This window comes from Streptomyces sp. NPDC101234, assembly GCF_044767525.1.
Lineage (GTDB): Bacteria > Actinomycetota > Actinomycetes > Streptomycetales > Streptomycetaceae > Streptomyces > Streptomyces sasae.
This window is the reverse complement of record NZ_JBIWOA010000010.1, coordinates 17,703-42,746: the sequence shown is the minus strand read 5'-3', so window position 1 is coordinate 42,746 and position 25,044 is coordinate 17,703. Positions and strand designations below refer to the sequence as shown.

Below are 25,044 nucleotides of genomic sequence, written 5' to 3'. Positions count from 1 at the left end.
ACCACGGGGGGTCCCGCACACGTTCCGTACTCGGACGACTGCCCGTCGGGTGAACAGCCGGTGACCGGCAGGTCAGCCGGGCATGGCCACCGGCTGGCCCGCTCGGGTGTGCAGGTCAACGCTCATGGGACGTTTAACAACCGGAAAGATCCACTTTGACGCGGCCACGTCCAGCGCGGCGACAACACCGGTATGCGTGTCGTCATCGTGACCGAATCCTTTCCCCCCGATGTGAACGGCGTGGCCCACTGCGCGCTCCAGACCGCCCGACACCTCGTCGATCGCGGTCACGCTCCCCTCGTCGTCGCTCCGGCTCCCGCCCCCGGACACAGGCTCGACGCGTCCGCCGCGCCCTGCCCCGTGGTCCACGTCCCCTCCCTCCCGCTCCCGGGCTATCCCCAGGTCCGCGTCGCTCTCCCCAGCCGTAAGCTCGCCGCCGCGCTGATCGAGCACCGCGCCGACGTCGTCCATCTGGCCAGCCCCTTCATCCTCGGTGTCCGCGGCATGGCGGCCGCCGCCCGCCTAGGCATCCCCGCCGTCGCCGTCTACCAGACCGACCTGGCCGGATACGCCCGTACCTACGTGGGCGCCGGCGAGGCGGCCGCCTGGCGGCGGATCCGGTCCGTCCACGGCGCGGCCGACCGCACCCTCGCCCCGTCCACCGCCTCGATCAGCGACCTGGAGGCGCACGGAGTCCCCCGGATCCAGCTGTGGCAGCGCGGCGTGGACACCGTCCGCTTCCGCCCCGAGTTCCGTGACGAGGCACTGCGCCGCGAGATCGCCCCGAACGGCGAGGTGATCGTCGGCTACGTCGGCCGTCTGGCGCCCGAGAAGCAGGTCGAACTCCTCGCCGGGGTCTGCGGCCTGGAAGGCGTGAAGGTCGTGATCGTGGGCGACGGGCCCGCTCAGGCCCACCTCACCGAGGCGCTGCCCGGCGCGGTCTTCCTCGGCCGCCGCACCGGCCACGACCTCGCCCGGATCTTCGCCTCGTTCGACGTCTTCGCGCACACCGGCCCCTTCGAGACGTTCTGCCAGACCGTCCAGGAGGCCATGGCCAGCGGCGTCCCGGTCGTCGCCCCCGCCGCCGGCGGTCCGATCGACCTGGTCGACCACGGCCGCACCGGCTTCCTGGTCCCGCCGCGCGACGCCGGCGCCGTCCGCGAGGCCGTCGCGTCCCTCGTGGCCGACCCCGCGATGCGGGCCGGTTTCGGCGCCGCCGCGCGCGAGACCGTCGAGGGCCGCACCTGGGCCGCGGTCGGCGACCAGCTGATCCAGCACTACGAGGACGTGCTCGCGGCACGCCGGACGGTGGTGGCGGCATGACCGGCGAACCGCTGCGCATCGTCCGCCTCGCCAACTTCGTGGCACCCTCCTCCGGCGGCCTGCGCACCGCCCTGCGCGAGCTCGGCAAGGGCTTCGTGGCCGCCGGTCACGAATCGGTCCTGATCGTGCCCGGCGAGCGCTACTCGGACCGGACCGAGGAGCAGGGCCGCGTCATCACCCTGCCCGGCCCGATGCTGCCCGGCACCGGCGGCTACCGCGTCCTCGTCGACAAGCAGCGGGTGCAGACCCTCCTGGAGTACCTCGCTCCGGACCGCCTGGAGGTGTCCGACCGCACCACCCTGCGCTGGACCGGCCGCTGGGCCCGGCGCGCCCGGATACCCGCCGTGATGGTCTCCCACGAGACCGCCGACGGTGTCCTGCGCACCTGGGGCATGTCCGAGAACATGTCCCGGCGCACCGCCGACGCCCTCAACATCCGTACGGCGCACACGTACGCGCGCGTGGTGTGCACCACCGAGTTCGCCGAGCGCGAGTTCATCCGCATCGGCGCGCGCAACGTCGTACGCGCCCCCCTCGGCGTCGACCTGGCGGGCCGCCACCCCTCACTGCGCGACCTGGGCCTGCGGGAACGCTACGCGCGCGAGGACGAGACGCTCCTCGTCATGTGCTCGCGGCTGTCCGTGGAGAAGCGGCCCGGCACCGCCCTCGACGCCCTGGAGGCGATGGTGCGGCGCGGGCGCCGGGTGGTCCTGGTCGTCGCCGGCGACGGGCCGCTGCGGGAGCGTCTGGAGCAGCGGGCGCGGGAGCGGAGGCTGCCGGTGACCTTCCTGGGGCATGTCTCCGACCGGGACAGCCTGGGCGCGCTGCAGGCGTCCGCCGATGTCGCCCTGGCGCCCGGACCCGCCGAGACCTTCGGGCTCGCGGCCCTGGAGGCCATGGCCTGCGGGACGCCCGTGGTGGCCAGCGCCTCCTCCGCGCTGCCCGAGGTGATCGGATCCGCGGGGGCCACCGCGGCCGACCGCGGGGAGGCGTTCGCCGACGCCGTGGAGATGCTCCTGGAGCGTCCCGCCGCCGAGCGCCGGGAGGCGGCACGCGCGCGTGCGGAGTGCTTCAGCTGGGGCACGGCCGTGGAGGCCTTCCTCGCCGCGCACGACGCGCCGGTGCTGTGCCGTCGTGACGAGAGCGCAGTGACGGAACCGGTCCGTCGTGTCGTTCCGGAGGGCGTGGCATGAGAGCGGTCCGGTTCGTGGCGCTCGGGGACTCGCTGACCGAGGGCGTGGGCGACCCCGCCGGCGACGGGTGGCGCGGCTGGGCCGCGCTGCTGGCCGGCGGACTCGCAGCGAAGGAGGTGGAGTTCACCAACCTCGCGGTCAGCGGGGCGCAGACCCGGGACGTACTGGAACGCCAGACCCCGGCCGCGCTGGAACTTCGTCCCGACATCGTCGCCGTCGTCATAGGCGTCAACGACACCCTGCGCTGCACCTTCGACATCCACGCGGTGGCCGAACGGCTCGACAAGGTCTACGCGGCCTTCACCGCGTCGGGCACCACCCTGCTCACGGCCTGTCTGCCCGACCCCGGCTCCATGCTCGGACTCCCGGGCGCCCTGGCCCGTCCGCTGGCCCGTCGGCAGCGTGCGGTCAACATGGTGGTGCACGCGCTGTCCGAGCGGTACGGGGCGGTTCACCTGCACGCGGCGGAGGGCGCCTGGCTCGCCGACCGCGCGATGTGGAGCGCGGACCGGCTGCACCCGTGCGAGCTCGGGCACCGGCAGCTCGCCGTCCGCTTCCACGCCCTCCTCGCCCCGATGGGCAAGGCGACGGGGAGGGCGCCGTCGCCCGAGCCCGAGTTCCCGGCGCCGACGAAGAAGGCGAGCCTGGTGTGGCTGGCCACCGCCGGCACCGCGTGGGTGATCAGGCGCTGCCGCGACCTGCTGCCCCAGCTGCTGCGGCTCGCCCTCGACGAGATGCGGCACCGCCGCAAGGGCACCAGCGCCCGACTGGACCTGAGCGCGTCCGCCGCCGTGTCCGCCGCGCTGGCCGCCCTCCAGCCGCCGGAGCGGCCGGCCGACGCGGCGTGAGGCCGACCTGCCGGCCGAGGCCGCATCGGCGGTCGAGCGGCGGCTTACGACGGTTCGGCGACGGCGTATCGCCGTTCAGCGACGGCGTACGGCCACGAACCGGACCGGGATGCCCGGGACCGCCTGGGCCGCCGCCGGGAGATCGGCGGCGCGGACCACCGCGATCACCGGATAGCCGCCGGTGGTCGGATGGTCGGCGAGGAACACCACCGGACGGCCGTCCGGCGGAACCTGGACGGCGCCGAGGACCATGCCCTCACTGGGGAGTTCACCGGGACGGGCCCGCTCCAGGGCGGGCCCTTCCGTGCGCAGCCCGATGCGGTTGCTCGCCGACGACACGCGGTACGCGCGCGAGGTGAACGCCCGTACGGCAGCGGGCGTGAACCAGTCGGCACGCGGCCCGAGCGTCACCCGCAGCACCAGCTCCGCCGGCGGGGACGGCTGCGGAGCGACGTCCACGCGCGCGTGCGGGCCCGCCGGAGTGCCCAGCGGCAGCACCGTACCGTCCGCCAGCGGAGCGGGACCGAGCCCGGAGAGCAGATCCGTGGCCCGGCTGCCCAGCACGGGCTCGACGGCGACACCGCCGGAGACGGCCACATAACTGCGTACACCGGACAGGGCCGTACCCACCTCCAGCAGCTCCCCGGCGGCGACCACGACGGGTGCGCCCCACGCGGCCGGGCGCCCGCCCACCGCGACCGGACACGGCGCACCCCCGACCGCCACCACCACCGTCGAACGCGGCCGCACGGCACAGCCGTCGAGGGTCGTCTCCAGGACGGCCGCCTCGGGGGAGTTGCCGACCAGCCGGTTGACGAGCGCCGCGGCGGGGGCGTCCAGTGCTCCGGAGCGGGGCACCCCGAGATGCGCGTACCCGGGCCGCCCCCGGTCCTGCACGGTCGTCAGCGCCCCGGCCCGTACGACGACGAGTGCCCGGTCGGTCACAGGCCCCCCACCGGCCCCACCGGCCCCACTGGCACGAACCGCACCCGCGTACCCGGCGCCAGCAGTGCGGCCGGCACACGCGCGTGGTCCCACAGCACCGCCTCCGTCGTCCCGATCAGCTGCCAGCCGCCCGGCGACGAGCGCGGGTACACGCCGGTGTACGGCCCGGCCAGCGCCACCGCCCCCGCGGGCACGGCCGTGCGCGGAGTGGCGCGGCGCGGCATGTCGTACTGGGCGGGGAGCCCGGTGAGATAACCGAAGCCGGGCGCGAAGCCGCAGAAGGCGACCGTGAACTCGGTTCCCGAGTGGATACGGGCCACCTCGTGCTCGGACACCCGCCAGCGGGCGGCGACCTCGGAGAGGTCCGGGCCGTCGTAGCGCACAGGCAGCTCGATCGCCGCACGCGCGCGTGCGGGACGGGGAGGGATCTCGGCGGCGGACAGCTCGGCGGCCCGGTGGGCCGGGTCGTCGAGGCCGTCGAGCAGGACCGTGCGGGCCGCCGGCACGATCTCGCGGACCACCAGTGAGCCCTCCGCGCGGCGGCGCAGCAACTCGGCGTGCAGGGCCTGGGCCTCGGCGTCGGAGCCGACCTCGAGGAGCAGGGCGTCGTCACCGACAGGGCGGGTGGTCATGGGCATGGTGGTGCCGGTCGGCATCGTCCCGGTCACGCGAAGGCCGCCACGGTCACGCCCGCCTCCGTGAGCCGCGTGCGCACCCTGCGTGCCAGCTCCACGGCGCCCGGGGTGTCACCGTGCAGACAGAGCGAGCGGGCACGCACGCCGATACGCGCGCCGGAGTGCGCGATGACCGCGCCGGAGCGTGCCAGTTCCACCGAGCGCTCCACCACCGCCTCCGGGTCGCTCACCACCGCGCCTTCGCGCCCGCGCGGGACGAGCATCCCCTCGTCGGTGTAGGCGCGGTCCGCGAACGCCTCCGTGACCGCCGGCAGCCCCGCCTGCGCGGCCAGCTCCAGCAGCCGCGAACCGGGCAGCCCCAGGACCGGCAGCGAGGCGTCCGCGAGGAGCACGCCGCCGACCACCGCGGCGGCCTGCTCCTCGTCGTGCACGACCCGGTTGTAGAGCGCGCCGTGCGGCTTCACGTACGCCACGCGCGCGCCCGCCGCACGTGCGAAGACCTCCAGGGCGCCGATCTGGTAGGCCACCTCGGCCGCCAGCTCGGCGGGCGGCACGTCCATCGCGCGCCGCCCGAAACCCGCCAGGTCCCGGTAGGACACCTGGGCGCCGATCGTCACCCCGCGTTCGGCCGCCAGTTCGCACACCCGCCGCATGGTGGCCGCGTCCCCCGCGTGGAAGCCGCAGGCGACATTGGCACTGGTGACGACGGACAGCAGCTGTTCGTCGTCGGTGAGCCGCCAACGGCCGAAGCCCTCGCCCAGGTCGGCGTTCAGGTCGATCGAGGTCATATATCCGCTGTCTCTCGTGTCAGGCCACGCGGTACTGCTCGTCGCGGGCGTCGGTGATGAACATCTGGCCGGGCGCGTGGGTGATGGCGAAGGGCGGGCGCGAGGCCGTCACCACCGCCTGCGGGGTCACCCCGCACGCCCAGAACACCGGGATGTCGTCGGGGTCGGCGTCCACCGGGTCGCCGAAGTCGGGCCGGCCGAGGTCGTCGATGCCGAGTGCCGAGGGATCGCCGCAGTGCACGGGGGAGCCGTGCACCGCCGGGAGCAGACTGCTCTCCCGGATCGCGGCGGACAGCCGTGCCGGCGGCACCGGGCGCATCGACACCACCATCGGCCCGCTCAGCCGCCCCGCCGGACGGCACGGGCGGCTGGTGACGTACATCGGCACGTTCCGGCCCTGCTCGACATGGCGGATCGGCACGCCGGCCTCGGCCAGCGCCCACTCGAACGTGAAGCTGCACCCGAGCAGGAACGACACCAGATCGTCCCGCCAGTACGCGCGCACGTCCGTCGGCTCGTCCACCAGCTCCCCGTCCCGCCACACCCGGTAGCGCGGCAGGTCGGTGCGCAGGTCCGCGCCCTCCGCGAGGACGGTGCTCGTGGCCCCGGCGTCGGTGACGTCGAGCACCGGACACGGCTTGGGGTTGCGCTGGCAGAACAGCAGCATGTCGTACGCCCAGTCGGCGGGCACCGAGATCAGGTTGGCCTGGGTGTGTCCGGCCGCGACCCCGGCCGTGGGGCCCGCGAGGCCCGCCCGGAAGCGGGCCCGCGCGGTTTCAGGGCTCCACGCGTGTGCGTGCTCGTCGACGAGGGTGACGGGACGGTCTTCCACGGCGACCACCGGCACCGGGTGATCTTCCGTACGGGTCATGCCAGTTCCTTCCCGCGCGTCTCCGGCAGCCCGAGCAGAGCCAGGGCGGCGAGTCCGTATCCGGCCGCGCCGAAGACCAGCGCGCCGCCCACGCCCCAGCTGTCGGCCAGGAAGCCCACCAGGGTCGGGAAGACCGCGCCCACCGCGCGGCCCGCGTTGTACGTGAAGCCCTGCCCGGTGCCGCGGACCGCCGTCGGGTACAGCTCGCTCAGATACGAACCGAAGCCGCTGAAGATCGCCGACATGCAGAAGCCGAGCGGGAAACCGAGCACCAGGAGCACCGTGTTGGCGTTGTCCGGGATGTTCGCGTACGCCAGCACACAGACCGCCGACAGCAGCGCGAACAGCCAGATGTTGCGGCGCCGGCCGAGCCGGTCGGTGAGGTAGCCGCCGGTGAGATAGCCGAGGAAGGCTCCCGAGATCAGGAAGGTCAGATAGCCGCCGGTGCCGACGACCGACAGACCGCGCTCGGTCTTCAGATACGTCGGGATCCAGGTCGCCAGGGTGTAGTAGCCGCCCTGGACGCCCGTGGACAGCAGGCCCGCGAAGACCGTGGTCCGCAGCAGACCGGGCGCGCCGGCCGTGCCGGGCCGGAAGATCGCGGCGAACGAGCCGCGCTGCGGGCTCTGTTCCCGTACCGCGACCGCCTGCGGGGCGTCGTGCACCCGGCGGCGCAGCCACACCACGAGCAGCGCGGGCAGCGCGCCGGTCCAGAACATCACCCGCCAGGCCATGTCGTCACCGACGAACGAGAAGACCAGCGTGTAGACGATCGCGGCGAGGGCCCAGCCGACGGCCCAGGAGCTCTGGACCGCACCCAGCGTGCGGCCGCGGTGCCGGGCGCTCGCGTACTCGGCGACCAGGATCGCGCCGACCGCCCATTCGCCGCCGAAGCCGAGGCCCTGGAGGGCACGGAACACCAGCAGCGTCTCGTAGTCGGGCGCGAAGCCGCAGGCCACCGTGAAGACCGCGTAGGTGATCACCGTGATCATCAGGGCGCGGACCCGGCCGACCCGGTCCGCGAACACGCCCGCCGCGGCGCCGCCGACCGCGGAGACCACCAGGGTGACGGTGGTGAACAGGCCGGTCTGGCCCTTGTCCAGGCCGAAGTACGCCGCGAGCGCGACCATGCTCAGCGGCAGTGTGAAGTAGTCGTACGAATCCAGGGCATATCCACCGAAAGCTCCGGCGAACGCGTGCCGACCGCGCGGACCGAGGGCGCGCAGCCAGCCGAACGCGCCGTCCTCGGCGGTGCGTTCACCCCTGCCCGGGTGTGTGTCGGAGGTCAGGGACTGCGGTGGAGGGGGCGTGCTCATGGGCACCTCGCAGATGAGGGACGGAGGGTGCTGGGACTGAGCAGTGCGGGGCCGCTCCTTGGGGAGCGTGTTGAGCACCGTAGAGGATCGTTCAACGATCCTTCAATACCCATGTTGTTTCGTTCTGGTGTCTGCGGTTGAATTCCGGGCATGGCAGAGCAGCTGACGGGACTGGCCGACGACCGCTCCCTCCTCGGGCGTACCAGCACCGCGGAACGGGTCTCCGACATCCTCAGGAGCCGGATCGCCGACGGCTATTTCCCGCCGGGAACCCGTCTGTCGGAGGACGGCATCGGCGGTGCGCTCGGGGTCTCCCGCAACACCCTGCGCGAGGCGTTCCGGCTGCTCACCCATGAACGCCTGCTGGTCCACGAACTCAACCGGGGCGTCTTCGTCCGGGTCCTGACCGTCGAGGACGTCGAGGACATCTACCGCACCCGCGCCCTCGTCGAGTGCGCCGTCGTACGCGGCCTCGGCAAGCCGCCGTACACCCTGGACGCCCTGTCGGCGGCGGTCACCGAAGGGCAGCGGGCCGCCGCCGCGAATGACTGGAAAGCGGTGGGTACGGCCAATATCCACTTCCACCGGGAACTGGTCGCCCTGGCCGGCAGTGAACGCACCGACGAACTGATGCGCAGCGTCTTCGCCGAACTTCGCCTCGCGTTCCACGTGGTGGACGACCCGCACGCCCTGCACGAGCCGTATCTGGCCCGCAACCGGGAGATCCTCCAGGCCCTGGAGACGGGCGACAGGCGCGGGGCGGAGAGTCTGCTTGAGACGTACCTCACGGACTCCCTGGAACGAGTGGTGGAGGTCTACCGCCGCCGAGTCGACAGCACCCCGTGATTTCAGTGCCCCGTAAGCTCAGCGCCCCGTAAGAGGCGCGGGGAACTGCGCGCCAAGCCCCCACCGGCCCGCACTCTGACGAACCTCTGCGGTTGCCCGGCGCCACCGGCGGAGCCACCCGCGTCGTTTGGGTCGTTGTCAGACCAAGGACCTAGTCTGTGCACCGTGACTTCGCCTGCACCGACGGACAGCGTTCCGCCCCAGTTCAGCGCGGGGCCGCGCCCGGCACCGGGCCCGGCCGCCGACGAGGGACTGGCGCGGCGGCTGCGCGCGCTCGCCTGCACGGCTCCGCTGCACGACCTCGACGCACGCAAGGCGAACCTGGCCGGCGAGTACTCGGTGTACGGCATGGCCGAGGTCGCCCTCGCCGCCATCGACCTGGTCACACTGAACATGGACTTCGACACCGGCGCCGACCACGAGCAGATCGTCGCCCGGCTGATCCCGCGGATCTCCGCGCAGACCCCGCATCGCCCCGTCGCCGAGCACGAGCGCGTTGCCCGCTGGGTCCTGGAGAACCTGATCAACGTCGGCAGCGTGGACCGCGGTTTCCGCGCCGTGTACGGCACCTTCGCGTCCGACGGGTCGTACGTCCGCCGTGACTACGACTTCAAGCTCATCGAGGAGGTGCCGGGCCCCGGCGGCACGGTGTACCTCCGGACCACCGACGAAGCCGTCAACGTCCTGGTCGGAGCCCTCGACACGGACGTCACCAGCGCCCAGATCGCCGCCGAGGTCAAGCTGGAGGTGCTGATCAACCGCGGTCGGCTCGCCGACGCCCAGCTCGCCGCGGAGCAGGCCCGCTACCGGACCGTGCAGTACTCGGAGACCCTGCGCCGAGCCCTGGACGCCACCCGGCGCAACGTCCGAGCGGTGGACTGGCTCAACGCCGTCCCCGACATGATCGCCGAGGCCCTGGAACACGTGGCCGACCGCTACCGGCACGAGAACGCGATCCTCACCAACATCCGCAAGGCCCGCGACGAGACCGAAGAGCCCGAGAACAAGCGGCGCGCCGCCGAGCTCGTGGACATCGTCAAGGACTGCATCCGACGCCATACGCAGTTGCAGTCGCGACTGCTGGAGGCCGGGCCGCTGTTCCGCGCGGAGCAGGACCGGCAGGCGTTCGCGACGCCGATGACGACGTCCGGGATAGACCTGTACGGGCATCTCGTCGCGCCGGTGCTGCCGTTGCCGCTGGAGCAGGCGAGCCGGGTCACGGGGGCGTTCTTCGCACGCGGGACCGGGCTGCGGACGCCGGTGTCGGTGCGGGTCGGCGACCTCGTCGACATACTGCTGACACCGCCCGTGGAGCGGGAGCACCTGGGTGCGGAGATGCCGGAGCCGGACCTCATCGCCACGCCGGACGACAGCCGGTTCAGCGAGGAGCAGCTGACCGCGGCGATGGAGCTGCTGGATCTGCCGGCGGACGCGCCGCGACGGTTGTCGGGGCTGTTGGCGCAGGCACGGCGGTCCGATCCCGATCTGCCCTATCTGGTGGCCTTGTTGGCCGTACACGCGGCCAGTCCTGCGGTGGGTACGGCGTATCGGCAGGGCGAGGAGAAGTTGCTGTTCGCGGTGGATGACGGGACCGAGCTGGACGATCCCGAGTTCGGTGGGGCGGATCTGATCGTGGGGACGGCTTTGCTGGATGCGGTGGGGATGGCTGCGGACCGGACCGAGGCGGCGTGATGTCGTGTGCCGGGTGCGGGCCGGTGGGGGCTTGTCGCGCCCACGCGGCGGTAGCCGCAGATTCGACACAGCCCCGCGCCCCTGAAGGGGCGCTTGTGCCGACCCCTGTTTTCAAGACCGAGGAGTTGTCGTTGTGAGCGAGTACGTCGAGGCCGAGGTGTCTGCCGGGACGGCGCCCGCTGCCGTCACGCCGGCCGACGCCGCCGATGCCGCGCGGCTCGTCGCCTTCGGGCTGCAGCCCAAGCTGCAGCCCGCGCGTGATCAGGAGTACACGGAGCTGCTGCGGCGGTACCGGGAGGACTCCGCGTTCGCGCGGCTCGCGGATGCCGTGGCCGCGGGGCTCGGGCTTGTGGTCCTTGAGGTGTCGCCCCGCGCGGGAATGGCCGTGACCGCCGCCGAGGACTCGGTGTTCGCCGTTCGCATGGGCGACTACGCGCGTCGTACGTCGGCGGACGGCAGCGACCGGTTCCTGCACGGGCTCGCCCATCTCGCCGTCGCCGCGCTGGCGTTCCCGCGCCCCGAGGACCTGGCCGACGACGGCTACATCGGGCGGATCACGGTCAACGGCGTCGACGCCTTCGTCCGGCAGGCCTGCCGCCGTCTGGAGGAGCGGGCGGAGGAGCTGGGGGAGAACACCGACCCGGCCACCGACGCGCCCGGTCTGGAGGCCGCCTGGCGGATCTGGGCCAGACGCAGCGCGACCGGGGCGACCAAGGACGCCCGCCGGCTGGCCGGTTCCACCACCGGCATCATCGGCAAGGCGGTCGCCTTCCTCACCGACTCCGGGTTCCTCCAGCGCACCGGTGACGACCAGGGCGGCACCTACCGCACGACGGCCCGCTACCAGCTCCAGGTGCGGGACATGGCCGGCAGCGCCGCCATGGCCGAGCTACTGGAACTCGGCGTCGTCCCGATCACCGACGGCACGGCCAGCCTGATGCCCGCCGACGACACCGAGGACCTGGACCTGGTCGCCGACGCCGGGCTTCCGTTCCACTCCTGAGCTGTCAGAACCCCTATCCCAAGCCTTACGAGAGTCCGCCATGTACGAGCTGTCCCGGGTCCGCCTCTACTCCATCGGGCCGGCCGGTGCGCGCTACGCCGACACCGTGCTGGACCTGCGGGGTGTCGGCGAGCCCGTGCCCGACCCGGCCCCCACCCAGGCGGAGTTCTTCGAGGAGGAGCCGGTCGGCCCGCCGCGCCGGCCCGCGCCCGCCGGGGTGCTCTTCCTGGAGAACGGCGGCGGCAAGTCGGTGCTGCTCAAGCTGATCTTCTCGGTGATGCTGCCGGGTCACCGGAACACCCTCGGCGGCGCGAGCTCGGGTGTGCTGCGCAAGTTCCTGCTCGCCGACGACTGCGGACATGTCGCCCTGGAGTGGCAGCACACGCTCACCGGTGAGTGCGTGGTCGTCGGCAAGGTGAGCGAGTGGCGGGGGCGGCAGGTGTCCAACGACCCGCGGAAGTTCGCGGAGGCCTGGTACTCGTTCCGGCCCGGCCCGGGGCTCTCCCTGGACAGCCTGCCGGTCGCCGAGTCCACCGCCGTACGGCCGCCCGTGGAGGGCGCCTCCGGGGCGCAGGGGCGACGGCGGACCATGAAGGGCTTCCGGGACGCCATCACCGAGGCGGGCAAGTTCTATCAGCACCTGGAAGTGCACTGGGAGGAGATCCACGACCGCTGGATCGAGCACCTCGGCGAACTGGGCCTGGACCCCGAACTCTTCCGCTACCAGCGGGAGATGAACGCCGACGAGGGTGAGGCCGCCGGCCTCTTCGCGGTCAAGAAGGACTCCGACTTCACCGACCTGCTGCTGCGTGCCGTCACCGACACCCGGGACACGGACGGGCTGGCCGACCTGGTCGGCGGCTTCGGCAACAAGCTGGGGCGGCGCGCCGAGCTGATCGCCGAGCGGGACTTCACCGCGGGGTCGGTGGATCTGCTCGGGCGGATCGTCGAGGCCGCCGAGACGCGGTCACGCGCGCGGGACATCCACGCGGGCGCCGAGCGCCGTACCCGCACGCTGGCGCGCCGGTTGTCCGCGCGCGGCGTGCAGGAGCGGGTGCGCGCCGCCGACCTGGCCCAGCGGGTCACGGCCGCGGCCTACGCCGTCACGCACTCCGAGGGCGCCCGCGAGCGCAGCGCGTCGATCGCCAACGAACTCGCCTACCGCCACGCCTCGCTGGCGCTGGCCGTCGGTGAGAAGTCCGCCGCCGCGCAGAAACGCGAGCTGGCCGACGCGCGCACCCTGCACTCCGCCTGGCAGGCCGCCGAGGCCGTGCTGCGGCACCGGGCCGCCGCCGACCGGGTCGCGCGCGTGGCCGCCGCCATCCAGGAGGCGGAACGGGACGCGGCTCCGGCCCTCGCCGCCCGCGCCAAGGCCGCCGTGGATCTCGTACGGGCCCTGCACTCGGCCGCCGAGAGCGCCGAGCTTCTCGCGAACGAGGAGGAGGAGCGGTCCGCCGCCCTCCAGGAGGTCAGCGACTCCGCGTACCGGGACTCCACCTCCGCCGCCACCGAGGCACAGCGCGCCCGCAGCGAGGTCGGCCATCTGCGCCAGCGCCTGGGCGAGGTCGAGCAGGAGACCGCCGAGGCCGTCCGCGCGGGCTGGCTCGACGACAGCGCCCCGGACGCCGACCCGGCACGGGCCGCCCTCGCGGCCAGTGACGCCGAGAAGACGGCCGTGGCCGCCTGGGACATCGCCCGCGAGGCCGCCCGCAAGACGGCCGAGCACGCACGCGAGGCGGCCTCCGCCGAATCCCGCGCCGAGCTCACGGCCGCCCGCGCGTCGGACGCGGCGACCGCGGCCGAGCGGACGTACGACGCCGAGCAGCGCCTCGCCGAGGCCCTGGCCGCCGAGGAGCGGCTCGCCGAGCTGCTGGGGCTCACCGGATCGCGTGGGGCGATCCCGCAGCCCCGGCAGGGGGCGGACGGCGAGGGGGCCCTCAGCGCCGAGGAACTCGACCGGTTCGCGGACGAGTTGCGCGAGCTGCTCGACGACGCCGTCGGTTCCGCCGAGCGGCACCTGTTCGAGCTGCGCACCGCGGCCGCCGACGACTCCCGGATCCTCGGCGCCCTGGGCGACGGCGGGCTGCTGCCGCCCGGCCCCGACGTGCTGGCCACCGTCGAGTTCCTCGGAGAGCACGGCATCCCCGCCCTGCCCGGCTGGCGCTATCTCGCCCAGGCCGTCGACCCGGTGGACCACGCGCGCGTGCTCGCCGCCCGCCCCGAACTCGTCGACGGCGTCATCATCACCGACCCGGACACGCATGCGCGTGCCCGGGAGGCGCTCGGCGAGGCGGCCCTGCTGCCGCGCTCCGCCGTCGCCGTCGGCACCGCCGCCGCCCTGCTCGCGCCGACCCCGGCCGACGACGCCACCCCGGGCGACGTGTTCCTCGTACCGCCGAACCCGGCCATGCACGACGAGCACGCCGCCGACGAGGAACGGCAGGCACTGCGCGCCCGGGCCACCGAGCGGGACGAGGAGATCCGCACCCTTGCCGCGCGGCTCGGCAAGGACCGCGAGCTTGCCGCGCGGCTCGCCTCCTGGCGGACCGGCTGCCCGGCCGGCCGGCTCGTGGAGCTGGCCCAGGCCGCCGGGGACGCGCGCGTGTTCGCCGAGGAGTCCGAGGCCGAGCTGGCCGAGGCGCGGACCGTGCGGGCCGAGGCCGAGGAGGCCGCCGCCGAGGCCGCGCAGGTCCGCGACGAGCGGCAGGAGGCCGCCCAGAAGGCCCGGCGCGCCGCCGACGCCCTCGCCGGCCTCGCGTTCCGGCTCCGCGAACGCGCCGGCTGGCAGGTCAAGCTACGCGAACTCGCCGACGAGGCCACCGAGTCCGAGGCCCGCGCCCAGACCTGTCTGGAGCGCGCCCGGGTCGCCGACGAGGACCGGCGCGCCGCCCAGCGCGCCGCCGACGACGCCCGCCGCACCGCCCGGGCACTGCGCGCCGAGCGCTCCGAGATCGCCGGCGCCCCCGACGAGGTGCCCGAGGCGGACTTGGACGCCCCCAAGTCCTCGCTGCCCGCCCTGCGGGAGGCCTACCGGGCCGCTTCGCAGGTGTACGAGAAGGTCGGAGTCGGCGCCGACCTGCGCGCGGAGCAGGCGCGTTCGGAGAGCGACGAGAGCGCCGCGCTCACGGAGCTGGACCGGCTCAGCAACAAGGTCCGCACCCGCGCGGAGCAGCTGCTCCAGTCGCCGGACGGCTCCGACGGGCCCTCCCGGCAGGCCGCCGCCGCCCGTGCGGAGGAGCTGGTCCAGCTTCTGGAGACCCGCATGTCCACCGCGAGCGAACAGCTGGGGCGACTGCGCGGCGAGGCCGAACGACACGCACCCGAGGACGGCGAGGCGCACACCGAGCTGCCCGAGGAACTCCAGCCGCGCGACGCCGAACACGCACAGGCGCTGCTGCGCACCGCGACCGCCGAACTCGCCTCCCGCACCGAGGCTCTGACCCAGGCCCGCGAGGCGCACGCCGAACTGCTGGACGCGCACCGCGCGGCCGAGGACGCGGCGAGCGGCTTCGACGAGATCGCCGCCATGCTCCGCGACCTGCTGCGCGAGCACACCTCCGAGGAGGACCAGGAGGAGCCCGAGCCGTACCCCGGCAGCCCGGAGGAGGCCCGGCAGTCCGCCGCCGAGGCCCGCCGGTCGCTGCGCGGCTGCGCCGGTGATCTCTCCGCCGCGGAGTCCGCGGTACGCGAGGCGAGCGATGTCCTGGTACGCCACGCCAACTCCACGCGCTACGAGGCGGTACGGACCCCCGCGCGGCAGCAGATCCGTGAACTGCCCGCTGCCGCGCTGCCCGAGCACGCCCAGAAGTGGGCCGACGCCTTCGCCCCCCGACTGCGGGTGCTCACCGACGAGTTGGCGCAGCTGGAGCGGAACCGGGACTCGATCGTGGACCGGCTGCGGGGACTCGTCGAGTCCGCGCTCGCGACCCTGCGGTCCGCCCAGCGGCTGTCCCGGCTGCCCGAGGGGCTCGGCGAGTGGTCCGGGCAGGAGTTCCTGCGCATCCGCTTCGAGGAGCCGGACCAGGCCACGCTCACCGAGCGCCTGGGTGAGGTCGTCGACGAAGCGACCAGGGCGGCCGTGAAGAAGAACTCCGATCTGCGGCGGGACGGAATGTCCTTGCTGCTTCGGGGGGTTGCGGCAGCCCTGCAGCCGAAGGGGATCGCCGTCGAGATCCTCAAACCGGACGCGGTGCTGCGCGCGGAGCGGGTGCCGGTGGGGCAGATGGGGGACGTGTTCTCCGGCGGACAGCTGCTCACCGCGGCCATCGCCCTGTACTGCACGATGGCCGCGCTGCGGTCCAACGACCGGGGGCGCGACAAGCACCGCCACGCGGGCACGCTGTTCCTCGACAACCCCATCGGACGTGCCAACGCGACCTATCTGCTGGAGCTTCAGCGGGCCGTGTCGGATGCCCTGGGTGTGCAGCTGCTGTACACGACCGGGTTGTTCGACACGACCGCGCTGGCGGAGTTCCCGCTGGTCATCCGGTTGCGGAACGACGCGGACCTGCGGGCCGGGCTGAAGTACATCAGCGTGGAAGAACACCTCCGGCCCGGTCTGCCGCAGCAGCCGCAGGCGGGGGAGGCCGTGCGCAGTGAGATCACGGCGACACGGATGTTCAAGAAGCCGTCGGCCTAGAGATCCCCGTCCTGCACCGCTCGCGGTGTCCTCAGGGGTGGGACAGCTGTCCGGCCTTGGAGGCCCGACGCCGTATCCGCTCCTGCTCGCGCCCGGCGGCGCGCTCCTGCCGCCGGGCCGCGCGCCGCTCGCGGCGGAGCGTGCGTGCCGTACTGCTCGGCTCCGAGACCACGCCGTTGCGCTGGTTCCACACCTGACGGGTCACCAGGACGTCCACCGCGCTCCAGGTGGCCACCACCGTGCTCGCCACGCTGCTGATCACCATCGGGAACGCCAGCCAGGACTGCGCCAGCGTGCACAGGAAGGCCACCATCGCCTGGATCAGCGTGACGGCGATGATGATCACCGCCCGCACGGAGGCCGTACGCACCGGATCCGCCATCCGGTACCGCTTGGCGGGCTCCTCGACCCACAACGGCCGGTACTGCGCGGACTGTTGCGTACGTGCCCGCGCACCGGAGAGCTCCGCGCCGCGGCCGTCCGGCGCACCCCTGCGGTCCGGTGCTCCGGTCCCCGGACGCACTGTCGAGCGCACCGCCGCACCGTCCTCGGGCGCCAAGCGCCGCTGAGCCGTCCCCATCAACGTGTCACTCCCCACCGCCGGCAGCTCTCTCGCACCGGTGTCCGATGACACCGACTCCCCAGTGGCTGCCCGGCTTACGCTGTTTTACGCCGCCCGAATACTAGATGCGGTTCCTGTGGCCGATTCCGCACCCATTGCCCATAGACAAGGACGAACGAACTCGCCCGATGATTCCCGACCAGCGAAAAATTCCGGCCAACTGATCCTTCGTGCCGTTCCCGTACCGCTCGCGCGAGTCGGTGCGCCCGTGGGGGCAATCTCCCGCAATGCCCGGACAACTCTCCCTGTCTGCGCGCCATGTCCCGGCACCGAGGCGGAAGTTCGGCCTCCGGACACGTCTTCGAGTTATCCATGTGACGGTAGTAGGCTCGCGCCGTTTGTTGACGTACATGTGCACCCCCGGCCGGTGGGGGTCGAGCTGGGGGAGGCCATGCGCTTTCGCGGGAAGTCCATCCGCCGGAAGATCGTGGCGCTGCTTCTCGTGCCGCTGGTGTCCCTGACGGCGGTCTGGGGCTTCGCGGCCGTGCTCACGGGACGCGAGGTCACCCAGCTGTTCCAGGTGTCCTCCACCGTCGAGAAGCTCGGCTATCCCACCGAGGACACCGCCCGGGTCATCCAGCAGGAACGCAGGCAGACTCTCGTCTATCTCGCCGACCCGCGGGCGGCCGACGCGCTCGCCGCCCTGCACCGCACGCGCGCCGCCACCGACAGCGCCGTCGCCGAGCTCCGGAGGAACATCGGCGACAAGGACCTCCGCAACGGCCTGAACGCCGACGAGAGCGAGCGCCTCACCGCCGTGCTCGACACGTTCGAGGGCATCGCCGCCCTGCGCCGCAGCGTCGAGGAGGGCACCGTCGGCCGCACCCAGGCCTACGACCTCTACAACCGCCTCGTCGACCCCCTCTACGCGCTGCTCACCACCCTCGAGGGCATGGACGACGTCGAGATGGAGAAGCAGGCCCGCGCCCTCGACAACATCGCCCTCGCCCGGGAGCTCCTCTCCCGCGAGGACGCCCTGCTCGGCTCGGCCCTGGTGGTCGGGAAGGTCTCCCGCGACGAGACCCGCGAGATCTCCGATCTCGTCGCCCAGCGCACCCTGCTCTACGACGTCGCCCTGCCTCTGCTGCCGGCGGCGGAACGCGACCGCTACGACCGCTTCTGGAAGGACGCCACCACCGCCCCCCTGCGGACCGCGGAACAGTCCGTCATCGCCCTCGGCGCCGGCGTCCCGAACGACGTCAGCGCCAAGAGCTGGGACACCGCCGCGGGCAGCGTCCTCAAGGAACTGGGCACCCTCGACGACCAGGTCGCCGACCGCTACCAGAACCGCATCCGGCCCGTGGCCGTCGATGTGATCCTGCAGGCGGCCGTCGTCGGCGTCCTCGGCGTGGTCGCCGTGCTGTTCTCGCTCGTCATGTCGGTCCGGACCGGCCGCGGACTCATCCGCGACCTGCGGCTGCTGCGCCAGGAGGCGCACGAGGCGTCCGGCGTCCGGCTGCCGAGCGTCATGCGCCGGCTGTCCGCGGGCGAACAGGTCGACGTGGAGACCGAGGCCCCGCGCCTGGAGTACGACAAGAACGAGATAGGCGAGGTGGGCCAGGCCCTCAACACCCTGCAGCGCGCCGCGGTCGAAGCCGCCGTCAAACAGGCCGAACTGCGGTCCGGGGTCTCCGAGGTCTTCGTCAATCTCGCCCGCCGCAGCCAGGTCCTGCTGCACAAGCAGCTCACCCTGCTCGACACCATGGAGCGCAGGACCGAGGACACCGACGAACTCGCGGACCTCTTCCGCCTCGACCACCTCACCACCCGGATGCGCAGGCACGCCGAGGGCCTGGTGATCCTCTCCGGCGCGGCCCCCTCCCGGCAGTGGCGCCGGCCCGTCCAGCTGATGGACGTGGTGCGAGCCGCCGTGGCCGAGGTCGAGGACTACGAGCGCATCGAGGTCCGCCGCCTGCCCCGGGTCGCCGTCACCGGCCCCGCCGTCGCCGACCTCACCCACCTGGTGGCCGAACTCCTCGAGAACGCCACGGTGTTCTCGCCGCCGCACACCGCCGTCCAGGTCCTCGGCGAGCGCGTCGCCAACGGCTTCACCCTGGAGATCCACGACCGCGGCCTCGGCATGGCCGCCGAGGCGCTGCTGGACGCCAACCTGCGGCTCGCCGAGACCCCCGAGTTCGAGCTCTCCGACACCGACCGGCTCGGCCTGTTCGTGGTCAGCCGCCTCGCCCAGCGCCAGAACGTCCGAGTCTCGCTCCAGCCGTCCCCCTACGGCGGCACCACCGCCGTCGTCTTCATCCCCGACGTGCTGCTGACCGACGACGTCCCGGACACCAACGGCATCGGCTTCCGCCTCGACCGGGACCGCCTCACGAAGGAGGCAGCGCCCGAGGAGAGCCGCGCCACCGCCCTGACCCAGGTGCCGGCGCAGCGGCCCGGGCTGCCGGGTGCGCTGCTGGACGGTCCGGTCGAACTGGAGGCACCCGTCGACCTGGACGCACTGGACCGTTTCCCGGGCGCCCTCACCGACGAGGACAGCGAGCGCGGCGGCCTGTTCCGCCCCCGCCGCTCCATCGCCCGCGGCTCCGACGACACCGCACCCGCCGTGAGCGAGCCCCATCAGCCGGCTCCGGAGACCGCGGACGGCTTCCGCGACGAGCGCACCGGCGGCCCCGTGCCGCTCCCCAGGCGGCGTACGCCCAAGCTGGTCAGCTCCCACGGCAAGCCCGTCACCGAGCAGCGCTCCCGCCGGGCCGAGCCGGACGAGCGGGGCCCGGCGGACACGGGCCGCCCCGAGCCGGGCGGACTCGCTCCGCTGCCCTCCCGCCGCCGCACCGAGCCGTCCTCGCAGCGCGCCGTCGGCCCGGTCGGCCGGGTCGAGCAACCCACCGCGTCCCCGGCAGGCGGCCCGGACGAACCCCCCGTGCTGCCCCGGCGCAGCCGCCGCTCCGAGATCACCTCCGGCAGCGGCACCGACGACTCCGTCCCGCCGCTCGGCAGCACACCCCCGGAGGCCGCATCCGGCACCCGGCCGCTGCCCAAGCGGGTACGGCAGGCCAACCTGGCCCCGCAACTGCGACAGGACCCCGTACGGCCTGCCCGCCGGGAGGCGGAACCTGTCGAGCGCGATGCCGACGAGGTCCGCAGCCGCATGGCCTCGCTCCAGCGCGGCTGGCAGCGCGGCCGGGACGAGAACGCCGCGGGCGACGGGTCCCGGCACGGCGCAGCACAAGGAACGACTAAGGGGGACGGTCGATGACCGATCCGAAGACGACCGGCCACACGGCGACGAACAAGGGTGAGCTGAACTGGCTCCTGGACGACCTCGTGGACCGGGTCGCCAGCATCCGCAAGGCCGTCGTGCTCTCCGGCGACGGCCTGGCCACCGGTGTCTCCAAGGACCTCACCAGAGAGGACAGCGAGCACCTGGCGGCCGTGGCCTCCGGCTTCCACAGCCTCGCCAAGGGCGTGGGCCGCCACTTCGAGGCGGGCAGCGTCCGGCAGACCGTCGTGGAGCTCGACGAGGCCTTCCTGTTCGTCACGGCCGCCGGTGACGGCAGCTGCCTCGCCGTCCTCTCGGACGCCGACTCCGACGTCGGCCAGGTCGCGTACGAGATGACGCTCCTGGTCAAGCGGGTCGGCGTACATCTGGGTTCCGCTCCGCGCACCGATCTGCCCTCGGGCGGGTAGTGGAGTGACATGAGCGGAGACGGTCAGGAAAGAAGTCACTGGTTCGACGACGAGGCCGGACCGGTCGTCCGTCCGTACGCCATGACGCGCGGCCGCACCACCAGTGCGGCCCAGCACCGCCTCGATCTGATCGCGGTGGTCGTCGCGGAGGCGCACGCGGACGACCCGGAGGACGACCGGACGCTGTCCCCGGAGCATGTGGACATCGTCGAGCTCTGCCGGGACGTCCCGCAGTCCGTCGCCGAGCTGGCTTCGGAGCTCGATCTGCCCATCGGAGTGGTCCGGGTCCTCATCGGCGACCTCGTCGACGGGGAACTCGTCCATGTCAACCGGCCGGTACCCCCGGCCGAGCTGGTGGACGAGAGTATTCTGCGCGACGTGATCAACGGCCTCCGGGCCCTGTGACCGGCGCGGAAGCGGAGAAGTGACGTGACAGGCTGGCAGTTCTGGGTCGACCGTGGCGGTACGTTCACCGACGTCGTCGCGCGGCGCCCGGACGGCCGGCTGCTCACCCACAAACTGCTCTCCGACAACCCCGCGCGGTACACCGACGCGGCCGTGGCAGGCGTACGCGAACTCCTCGACGGCTCCGGCGACCCCGTCGACGCCGTCCGTATGGGCACCACCGTCGCCACCAACGCACTCCTGGAACGCAAGGGCGAGCGCACCCTTCTCGTCATCACGCGCGGCTTTCGCGACGCCCTGCGCATCGCCTTCCAGAACCGCCCCCGCATCTTCGCCCGCCGCATCGAGCTGCCCGAGCTGCTGTACGAGCGAGTCGTCGAGGTCGACGAACGGATCGCCGCCGACGGCACCGTGCTCCGCGCACCCGACCTGGACGCCCTGGCCGGCCCGCTCCAGGAGGCGTACGACGACGGGATCCGCGCGGTCGCCGTCGTCTGTATGCACAGCCACCTCCACCCCGCCCACGAGCAGGCGGTCGGCGATCTGGCCGCCCGCACCGGCTTCCCGCAGATCTCGCTGTCCAGCGAGGTCAGCCCGCTGATGAAGCTCGTCCCGCGCGGCGACACCGCCGTCGTCGACGCCTACCTGTCGCCCGTGCTGCGCCGCTACGTCCGCCATGTCGCCGACGAACTCGAAGGCGTGCGGCTGATGTTCATGCAGTCCAACGGCGGGCTCGCCGAGGCCGGGCAGTTCCGCGGCAAGGACGCCGTCCTGTCCGGGCCGGCCGGAGGGATCGTCGGCATGGCCCGGATGTCGCAGCTCGCCGGCTTCGACCGGGTCATCGGCTTCGACATGGGCGGTACCTCCACCGACGTCTCCCACTTCGCCGGCGCGTACGAACGGGTCTTCACCACACAGATCGCGGGCGTCCGGCTGCGCTCCCCGATGCTGGACATCCACACCGTCGCCGCGGGCGGCGGCTCGGTGCTGCACTTCGACGGCTCCCGCTACCGCGTCGGCCCGGACTCGGCCGGTGCCGACCCCGGCCCGGCCTGCTACCGCGGCGGTGGCCCGCTCGCCGTCACCGACGCCAACGTCATGCTCGGCCGCATCCAGCCCGCCCACTTCCCCCGGGTCTTCGGACCCGACGGGGACCAGCCCCTGGACGCCGGCCTCGTCCGCGACCGCTTCACCGACCTCGCGCGGCAGATCCGCGAGCGGACCGGCGACGACCGCACCCCGGAGCAGGTCGCCGAGGGCTACCTGAGCATCGCCGTCGCCAATATCGCCAACGCCGTGAAGCGGATCTCCGTCCAGAAGGGCCACGACGTCACCCGCTACGCCCTCACCACCTTCGGCGGGGCCGGCGGGCAGCATGCGTGCATGGTCGCCGACTCGCTCGGCATCCGCACCGTCCTGGTGCCGCCCATGGCCGGTGTCCTGTCCGCGCTCGGCATCGGCCTCGCCGACACCACCGCCATGCGCGAACAGTCCGTCGAGGCCCCCCTGGAGCCCGCCGCCATGCCCGGCGTCCGCAAGACCGCCGACGACCTGGAGGCCGCGGCCCGCGCCGAACTCCGCGCCGAGGACGTCCCGGAGGACCGCATCGAGGTCACCCGCCGCGCCCAGCTGCGCTACGACGGCACCGACACCACCCTCACCGTCGAACTCACCGAGCCCGACGCGATGAAACACGCCTTCGAAGAACGTCATCGCGCCACGTACTCCTTCACACTCGACCGTCCGGTCGTCGTCGAAGCCCTCTCCGTGGAAGCCACCGGCATCACCCAACCCCCCGATCTCTCCGCCCTCGCCCCGTACGAGGGCCGTCCCGCCGCCCCGGAAACCGTCCGCCTCCACACCGGCGGCGCCTGGCGCGACGTACCCCTGCACCGCCGCGAGGACCTTCCCCCCGGCGTATCCGTCACCGGCCCCGCGATCATCACCGAGGCCGGCGCCACGACCGTCGTCGACGACGGCTGGCGGGCCGCGGCGACCGACGACGGGCATCTGGTCATGGAACGCGCGACGATTACGCAGAGTTCCGATCTCGACACAGAAGCAGACCCGGTCCTGCTCGAAGTCTTCAACAACCTCTTCATGTCCATCGCCGAACAGATGGGCGCCCGGCTGGAGTCCACGGCCCAGTCCGTCAACATCAAGGAGCGGCTGGACTTCTCCTGCGCCCTGTTCGACCCGGACGGGAACCTGGTGGCCAACGCCCCCCACATCCCCGTCCACCTGGGTTCCATGGGCACCAGCGTCAAAGAGGTCATCCGCCGCCGCGGCACCTCGATGCGCCCCGGCGACACCTACGCCGTCAACGACCCGTACCACGGTGGCACCCACCTGCCCGACGTCACCGTGATCACTCCCGTCTTCGCCACGCAGGGTGACCGGATCCTCTTCTACGTCGCCTCGCGCGGCCATCATGCCGAGATCGGCGGCATCGCCCCCGGCTCGATGCCCGCGAACAGCCGCACCATCGACGAAGAGGGCGTCCTCTTCGACAACTGGCTGCTCGCCGAGAACGGCCGGTTCCGCGAGGCCGAGACCCATCGACTGCTCGCCGGGGCCCGCTACCCCTCGCGCAACATCCGCACCAACCTCGCCGACCTGCGTGCCCAGATCGCCGCCAACCGCAAGGGCGTCGACGAAGTCGGCCGCATGATCGAGGAGTTCGGCCTCGACGTCGTCCAGGCCTACATGCGGCACGTCCAGGACAACGCGGAGGAAGCGGTCCGCCGGGTCGTCGACGCCCTGGACGACGGCGAGTACGCCTACGAGACCGACTCCGGCGCCGTCATCCGCGTACGCGTGCGCGTGGACCGCGCCGACCGGCGCGCGACCATCGACTTCACGGGCACCTCGGCCCAGCTCGCCACCAACTTCAACGCCCCGTTCTCGGTCGTCAACGCGGCCGTGCTGTACGTCTTCCGCACCCTGGTCGCCGACGACATCCCGCTCAACGACGGCTGCCTGCGCCCCCTGGACATCGTCGTACCGCCCGGGTCCATGCTCGCCCCCGAGCCGCCTGCCGCCGTCGTCGCGGGCAACGTGGAGACCTCGCAGGCCATCACCGGCGCCCTCTACGCGGCGCTCGGCGTCCAGGCCGAAGGCTCCGGCACCATGAACAACGTCACCTTCGGCAACGACCGCCACCAGTACTACGAGACCGTCGCCTCCGGATCCGGCGCCGGCGACGGCTTCCCCGGCGCGAGCGTCGTACAGACCCATATGACGAACTCCCGGCTCACCGACCCGGAAGTCCTGGAGTGGCGACTGCCCGTCCGCCTCGACGAGTTCGCGGTACGAAGGGGCAGCGGCGGCGCCGGCCGCTGGCACGGCGGGGACGGAGCGGTCCGCCGTATCCGCTTCCTCGAACCCATGACCGTCTCCACGCTCTCCCAGCACCGTCGCGTCCCGCCGTACGGTATGGCGGGCGGCGCGCCCGGCGCGCTCGGCGCCAACCGGGTGGAGCGGGCCGACGGCACGGTCACCGAACTCGGCGGCAGCGACGCGGCGGACGTCCGCCCCGACGACGTGCTCGTCATCGAAACCCCAGGTGGCGGCGGGTACGGAAGTCCGTCACCCGGCGACCCCCACCAAGGACGACCCCATCAAGCAGGAGAAGAGACCGATGATCTTCGGGCGATCTGAGCGCGGCAAGCCCCCGGTCGAGCCCGTCACGCTCAAGATCCTCGTGGCCGGCGGCTTCGGCGTGGGCAAGACGACCCTCGTCGGCGCGGTCAGCGAGATCAGGCCGCTGCGCACCGAGGAGTACCTCACGGAGGCCGGGCGACCGGTCGACGACACCTCCGGCGTCGAGGGCAAGCACACCACCACCGTCGCCATGGACTTCGGACGCATCACCCTGCGCGAGGACCTGGTGCTGTACCTGTTCGGAACCCCCGGGCAGGAACGGTTCTGGTTCATGTGGGACGAGCTGTCCGAGGGCGCGCTGGGCGCTGTGGTGCTCGCCGACACCCGTCGGCTGGAGGACTGTTTCGCCGCCGTCGACTACTTCGAGCGGCGGTCCATACCGTTCCTCGTCGGCGTCAACTGCTTCGAGGGCTCGGCCCGTTACCCGGTGGAGGACGTCCGGCAGGCGCTCGACCTCGACGAGGACGTACCGGTTCTGCTGTGTGACGCCCGGGACCGTGAGACTGTCAAGGAGGTGCTCATCGGCGTCGTACAGCACGCGATGGCGTACGCGGCGGCCCACCGGCAGGCCGTCACCACCTGAGCGGCGGCGGCACGGCCCGTACCC

Annotated in this window: 19 protein-coding genes; 12 read left to right on the top strand and 7 right to left on the bottom strand. The window is 72.9% G+C overall.

The features are described 5' to 3' along the window. Positions 1 to 72: 72 nt before the first annotated feature. Positions 73 to 291, bottom strand: a complete 219-nt coding sequence (locus tag ACIRR9_RS19445) for a hypothetical protein (RefSeq protein ID WP_185149711.1) — start codon at positions 289 to 291, stop codon at positions 73 to 75. Between ACIRR9_RS19445 and ACIRR9_RS19440 the strand changes: the two genes are divergently transcribed. Genes ACIRR9_RS19440 through ACIRR9_RS19430 form a run of 3 tightly spaced genes read left to right on the top strand, consistent with a single transcriptional unit; the run spans position 193 to position 3,364 of the window. Further along, complete coding sequence (locus tag ACIRR9_RS19440) at positions 193 to 1,323, top strand: glycosyltransferase family 4 protein (protein WP_403753161.1); 1,131 nt, start codon at positions 193 to 195, stop codon at positions 1,321 to 1,323. The two genes, ACIRR9_RS19445 and ACIRR9_RS19440, sit on opposite strands and share 99 nt — an antisense overlap. Further along, positions 1,320 to 2,516: a glycosyltransferase gene (locus ACIRR9_RS19435; RefSeq protein ID WP_403753158.1), complete on the top strand. Its 1,197-nt coding sequence runs from the start codon at positions 1,320 to 1,322 to the stop codon at positions 2,514 to 2,516. Before ACIRR9_RS19440 ends, ACIRR9_RS19435 begins: the two co-directional genes overlap by 4 nt. Next, positions 2,513 to 3,364, top strand: coding sequence for an SGNH/GDSL hydrolase family protein (locus ACIRR9_RS19430; protein WP_403753156.1), 852 nt, complete (start codon positions 2,513 to 2,515; stop codon positions 3,362 to 3,364). The genes ACIRR9_RS19435 and ACIRR9_RS19430 overlap by 4 nt, the downstream gene beginning before the upstream one ends. Positions 3,365 to 3,439: 75 nt before the next feature. Here the strand turns inward: ACIRR9_RS19430 and ACIRR9_RS19425 are convergent, their stop codons facing one another. The 5 genes from ACIRR9_RS19425 to ACIRR9_RS19405 are packed head-to-tail and all read right to left on the bottom strand — an operon-like array spanning position 3,440 to position 7,919. After that, a complete protein-coding gene (locus tag ACIRR9_RS19425; protein ID WP_403753153.1) occupies positions 3,440 to 4,309 on the bottom strand; it encodes a biotin-dependent carboxyltransferase family protein in 870 nt (289 codons plus the stop codon). Continuing rightward, positions 4,306 to 4,941 carry an allophanate hydrolase subunit 1 gene (locus ACIRR9_RS19420; RefSeq protein ID WP_403753150.1) on the bottom strand — a complete coding sequence of 212 codons (636 nt, stop codon included), beginning with the start codon at positions 4,939 to 4,941 and terminating at the stop codon, positions 4,306 to 4,308. Before ACIRR9_RS19420 ends, ACIRR9_RS19425 begins: the two co-directional genes overlap by 4 nt. A 32-nt stretch (positions 4,942 to 4,973) precedes the next feature. Beyond that, positions 4,974 to 5,732: a LamB/YcsF family protein gene (locus tag ACIRR9_RS19415; RefSeq protein WP_403753147.1), complete on the bottom strand. Its 759-nt coding sequence runs from the start codon at positions 5,730 to 5,732 to the stop codon at positions 4,974 to 4,976. 19 nt (positions 5,733 to 5,751) lie between these two features. Then, positions 5,752 to 6,603: a putative hydro-lyase gene (locus ACIRR9_RS19410; protein ID WP_403753144.1), complete on the bottom strand. Its 852-nt coding sequence runs from the start codon at positions 6,601 to 6,603 to the stop codon at positions 5,752 to 5,754. Next, a complete protein-coding gene (locus tag ACIRR9_RS19405) occupies positions 6,600 to 7,919 on the bottom strand; it encodes an MFS transporter (protein ID WP_403753141.1) in 1,320 nt (439 codons plus the stop codon). Before ACIRR9_RS19405 ends, ACIRR9_RS19410 begins: the two co-directional genes overlap by 4 nt. A 150-nt stretch (positions 7,920 to 8,069) precedes the next feature. Here ACIRR9_RS19405 and ACIRR9_RS19400 point away from each other — a divergent pair, with 150 nt between their 5' ends. The 4 genes from ACIRR9_RS19400 (at position 8,070) to ACIRR9_RS19385 (ending at position 16,099) form a co-directional block, all read left to right on the top strand. Then, positions 8,070 to 8,765: a GntR family transcriptional regulator gene (locus ACIRR9_RS19400; RefSeq protein ID WP_365343146.1), complete on the top strand. Its 696-nt coding sequence runs from the start codon at positions 8,070 to 8,072 to the stop codon at positions 8,763 to 8,765. A gap of 165 nt (positions 8,766 to 8,930) precedes the next feature. Further along, the gene (locus ACIRR9_RS19395) at positions 8,931 to 10,457 is read left to right on the top strand and encodes a hypothetical protein (RefSeq protein ID WP_403753138.1); all 1,527 of its coding nucleotides are present in this window, start codon (positions 8,931 to 8,933) and stop codon (positions 10,455 to 10,457) included. Positions 10,458 to 10,590: 133 nt separating this feature from the next. Beyond that, positions 10,591 to 11,460, top strand: a complete 870-nt coding sequence (locus tag ACIRR9_RS19390) for a hypothetical protein (protein WP_403753135.1) — start codon at positions 10,591 to 10,593, stop codon at positions 11,458 to 11,460. Positions 11,461 to 11,500: 40 nt separating this feature from the next. Next, a complete protein-coding gene (locus tag ACIRR9_RS19385; RefSeq protein WP_403753132.1) occupies positions 11,501 to 16,099 on the top strand; it encodes a hypothetical protein in 4,599 nt (1,532 codons plus the stop codon). 31 nt (positions 16,100 to 16,130) lie between these two features. Here ACIRR9_RS19385 and ACIRR9_RS19380 read toward each other — a convergent pair whose 3' ends face one another. Next, complete coding sequence (locus tag ACIRR9_RS19380; protein WP_403753129.1) at positions 16,131 to 16,679, bottom strand: hypothetical protein; 549 nt, start codon at positions 16,677 to 16,679, stop codon at positions 16,131 to 16,133. Positions 16,680 to 17,112: 433 nt separating this feature from the next. On the opposite strand from ACIRR9_RS19380, the gene ACIRR9_RS19375 reads away from it, so the two are divergent. The 5 genes from ACIRR9_RS19375 to ACIRR9_RS19355 are packed head-to-tail and all read left to right on the top strand — an operon-like array spanning position 17,113 to position 25,020. Continuing rightward, positions 17,113 to 19,938 carry a nitrate- and nitrite sensing domain-containing protein gene (locus ACIRR9_RS19375; protein WP_403753126.1) on the top strand — a complete coding sequence of 942 codons (2,826 nt, stop codon included), beginning with the start codon at positions 17,113 to 17,115 and terminating at the stop codon, positions 19,936 to 19,938. After that, entirely contained in the window at positions 19,935 to 20,369 is a 435-nt protein-coding gene (locus ACIRR9_RS19370; protein WP_365343158.1) for a roadblock/LC7 domain-containing protein, read from the top strand. The genes ACIRR9_RS19375 and ACIRR9_RS19370 overlap by 4 nt, the downstream gene beginning before the upstream one ends. Before the next feature lie 9 nt (positions 20,370 to 20,378). Next, positions 20,379 to 20,774, top strand: a complete 396-nt coding sequence (locus ACIRR9_RS19365) for a DUF742 domain-containing protein (RefSeq protein WP_403753123.1) — start codon at positions 20,379 to 20,381, stop codon at positions 20,772 to 20,774. Between the two features lie 24 nt (positions 20,775 to 20,798). After that, positions 20,799 to 24,434 (top strand): hydantoinase B/oxoprolinase family protein, encoded by a 3,636-nt coding sequence (locus ACIRR9_RS19360; RefSeq protein WP_403753120.1) that lies wholly within the window; start codon positions 20,799 to 20,801, stop codon positions 24,432 to 24,434. After that, on the top strand, positions 24,415 to 25,020 hold the full coding sequence (locus tag ACIRR9_RS19355; protein WP_123978622.1) for an ATP/GTP-binding protein: 606 nt from the start codon (positions 24,415 to 24,417) through the stop codon (positions 25,018 to 25,020). The genes ACIRR9_RS19360 and ACIRR9_RS19355 overlap by 20 nt, the downstream gene beginning before the upstream one ends. The last annotated feature ends 24 nt before the right edge of the window (positions 25,021 to 25,044 follow it).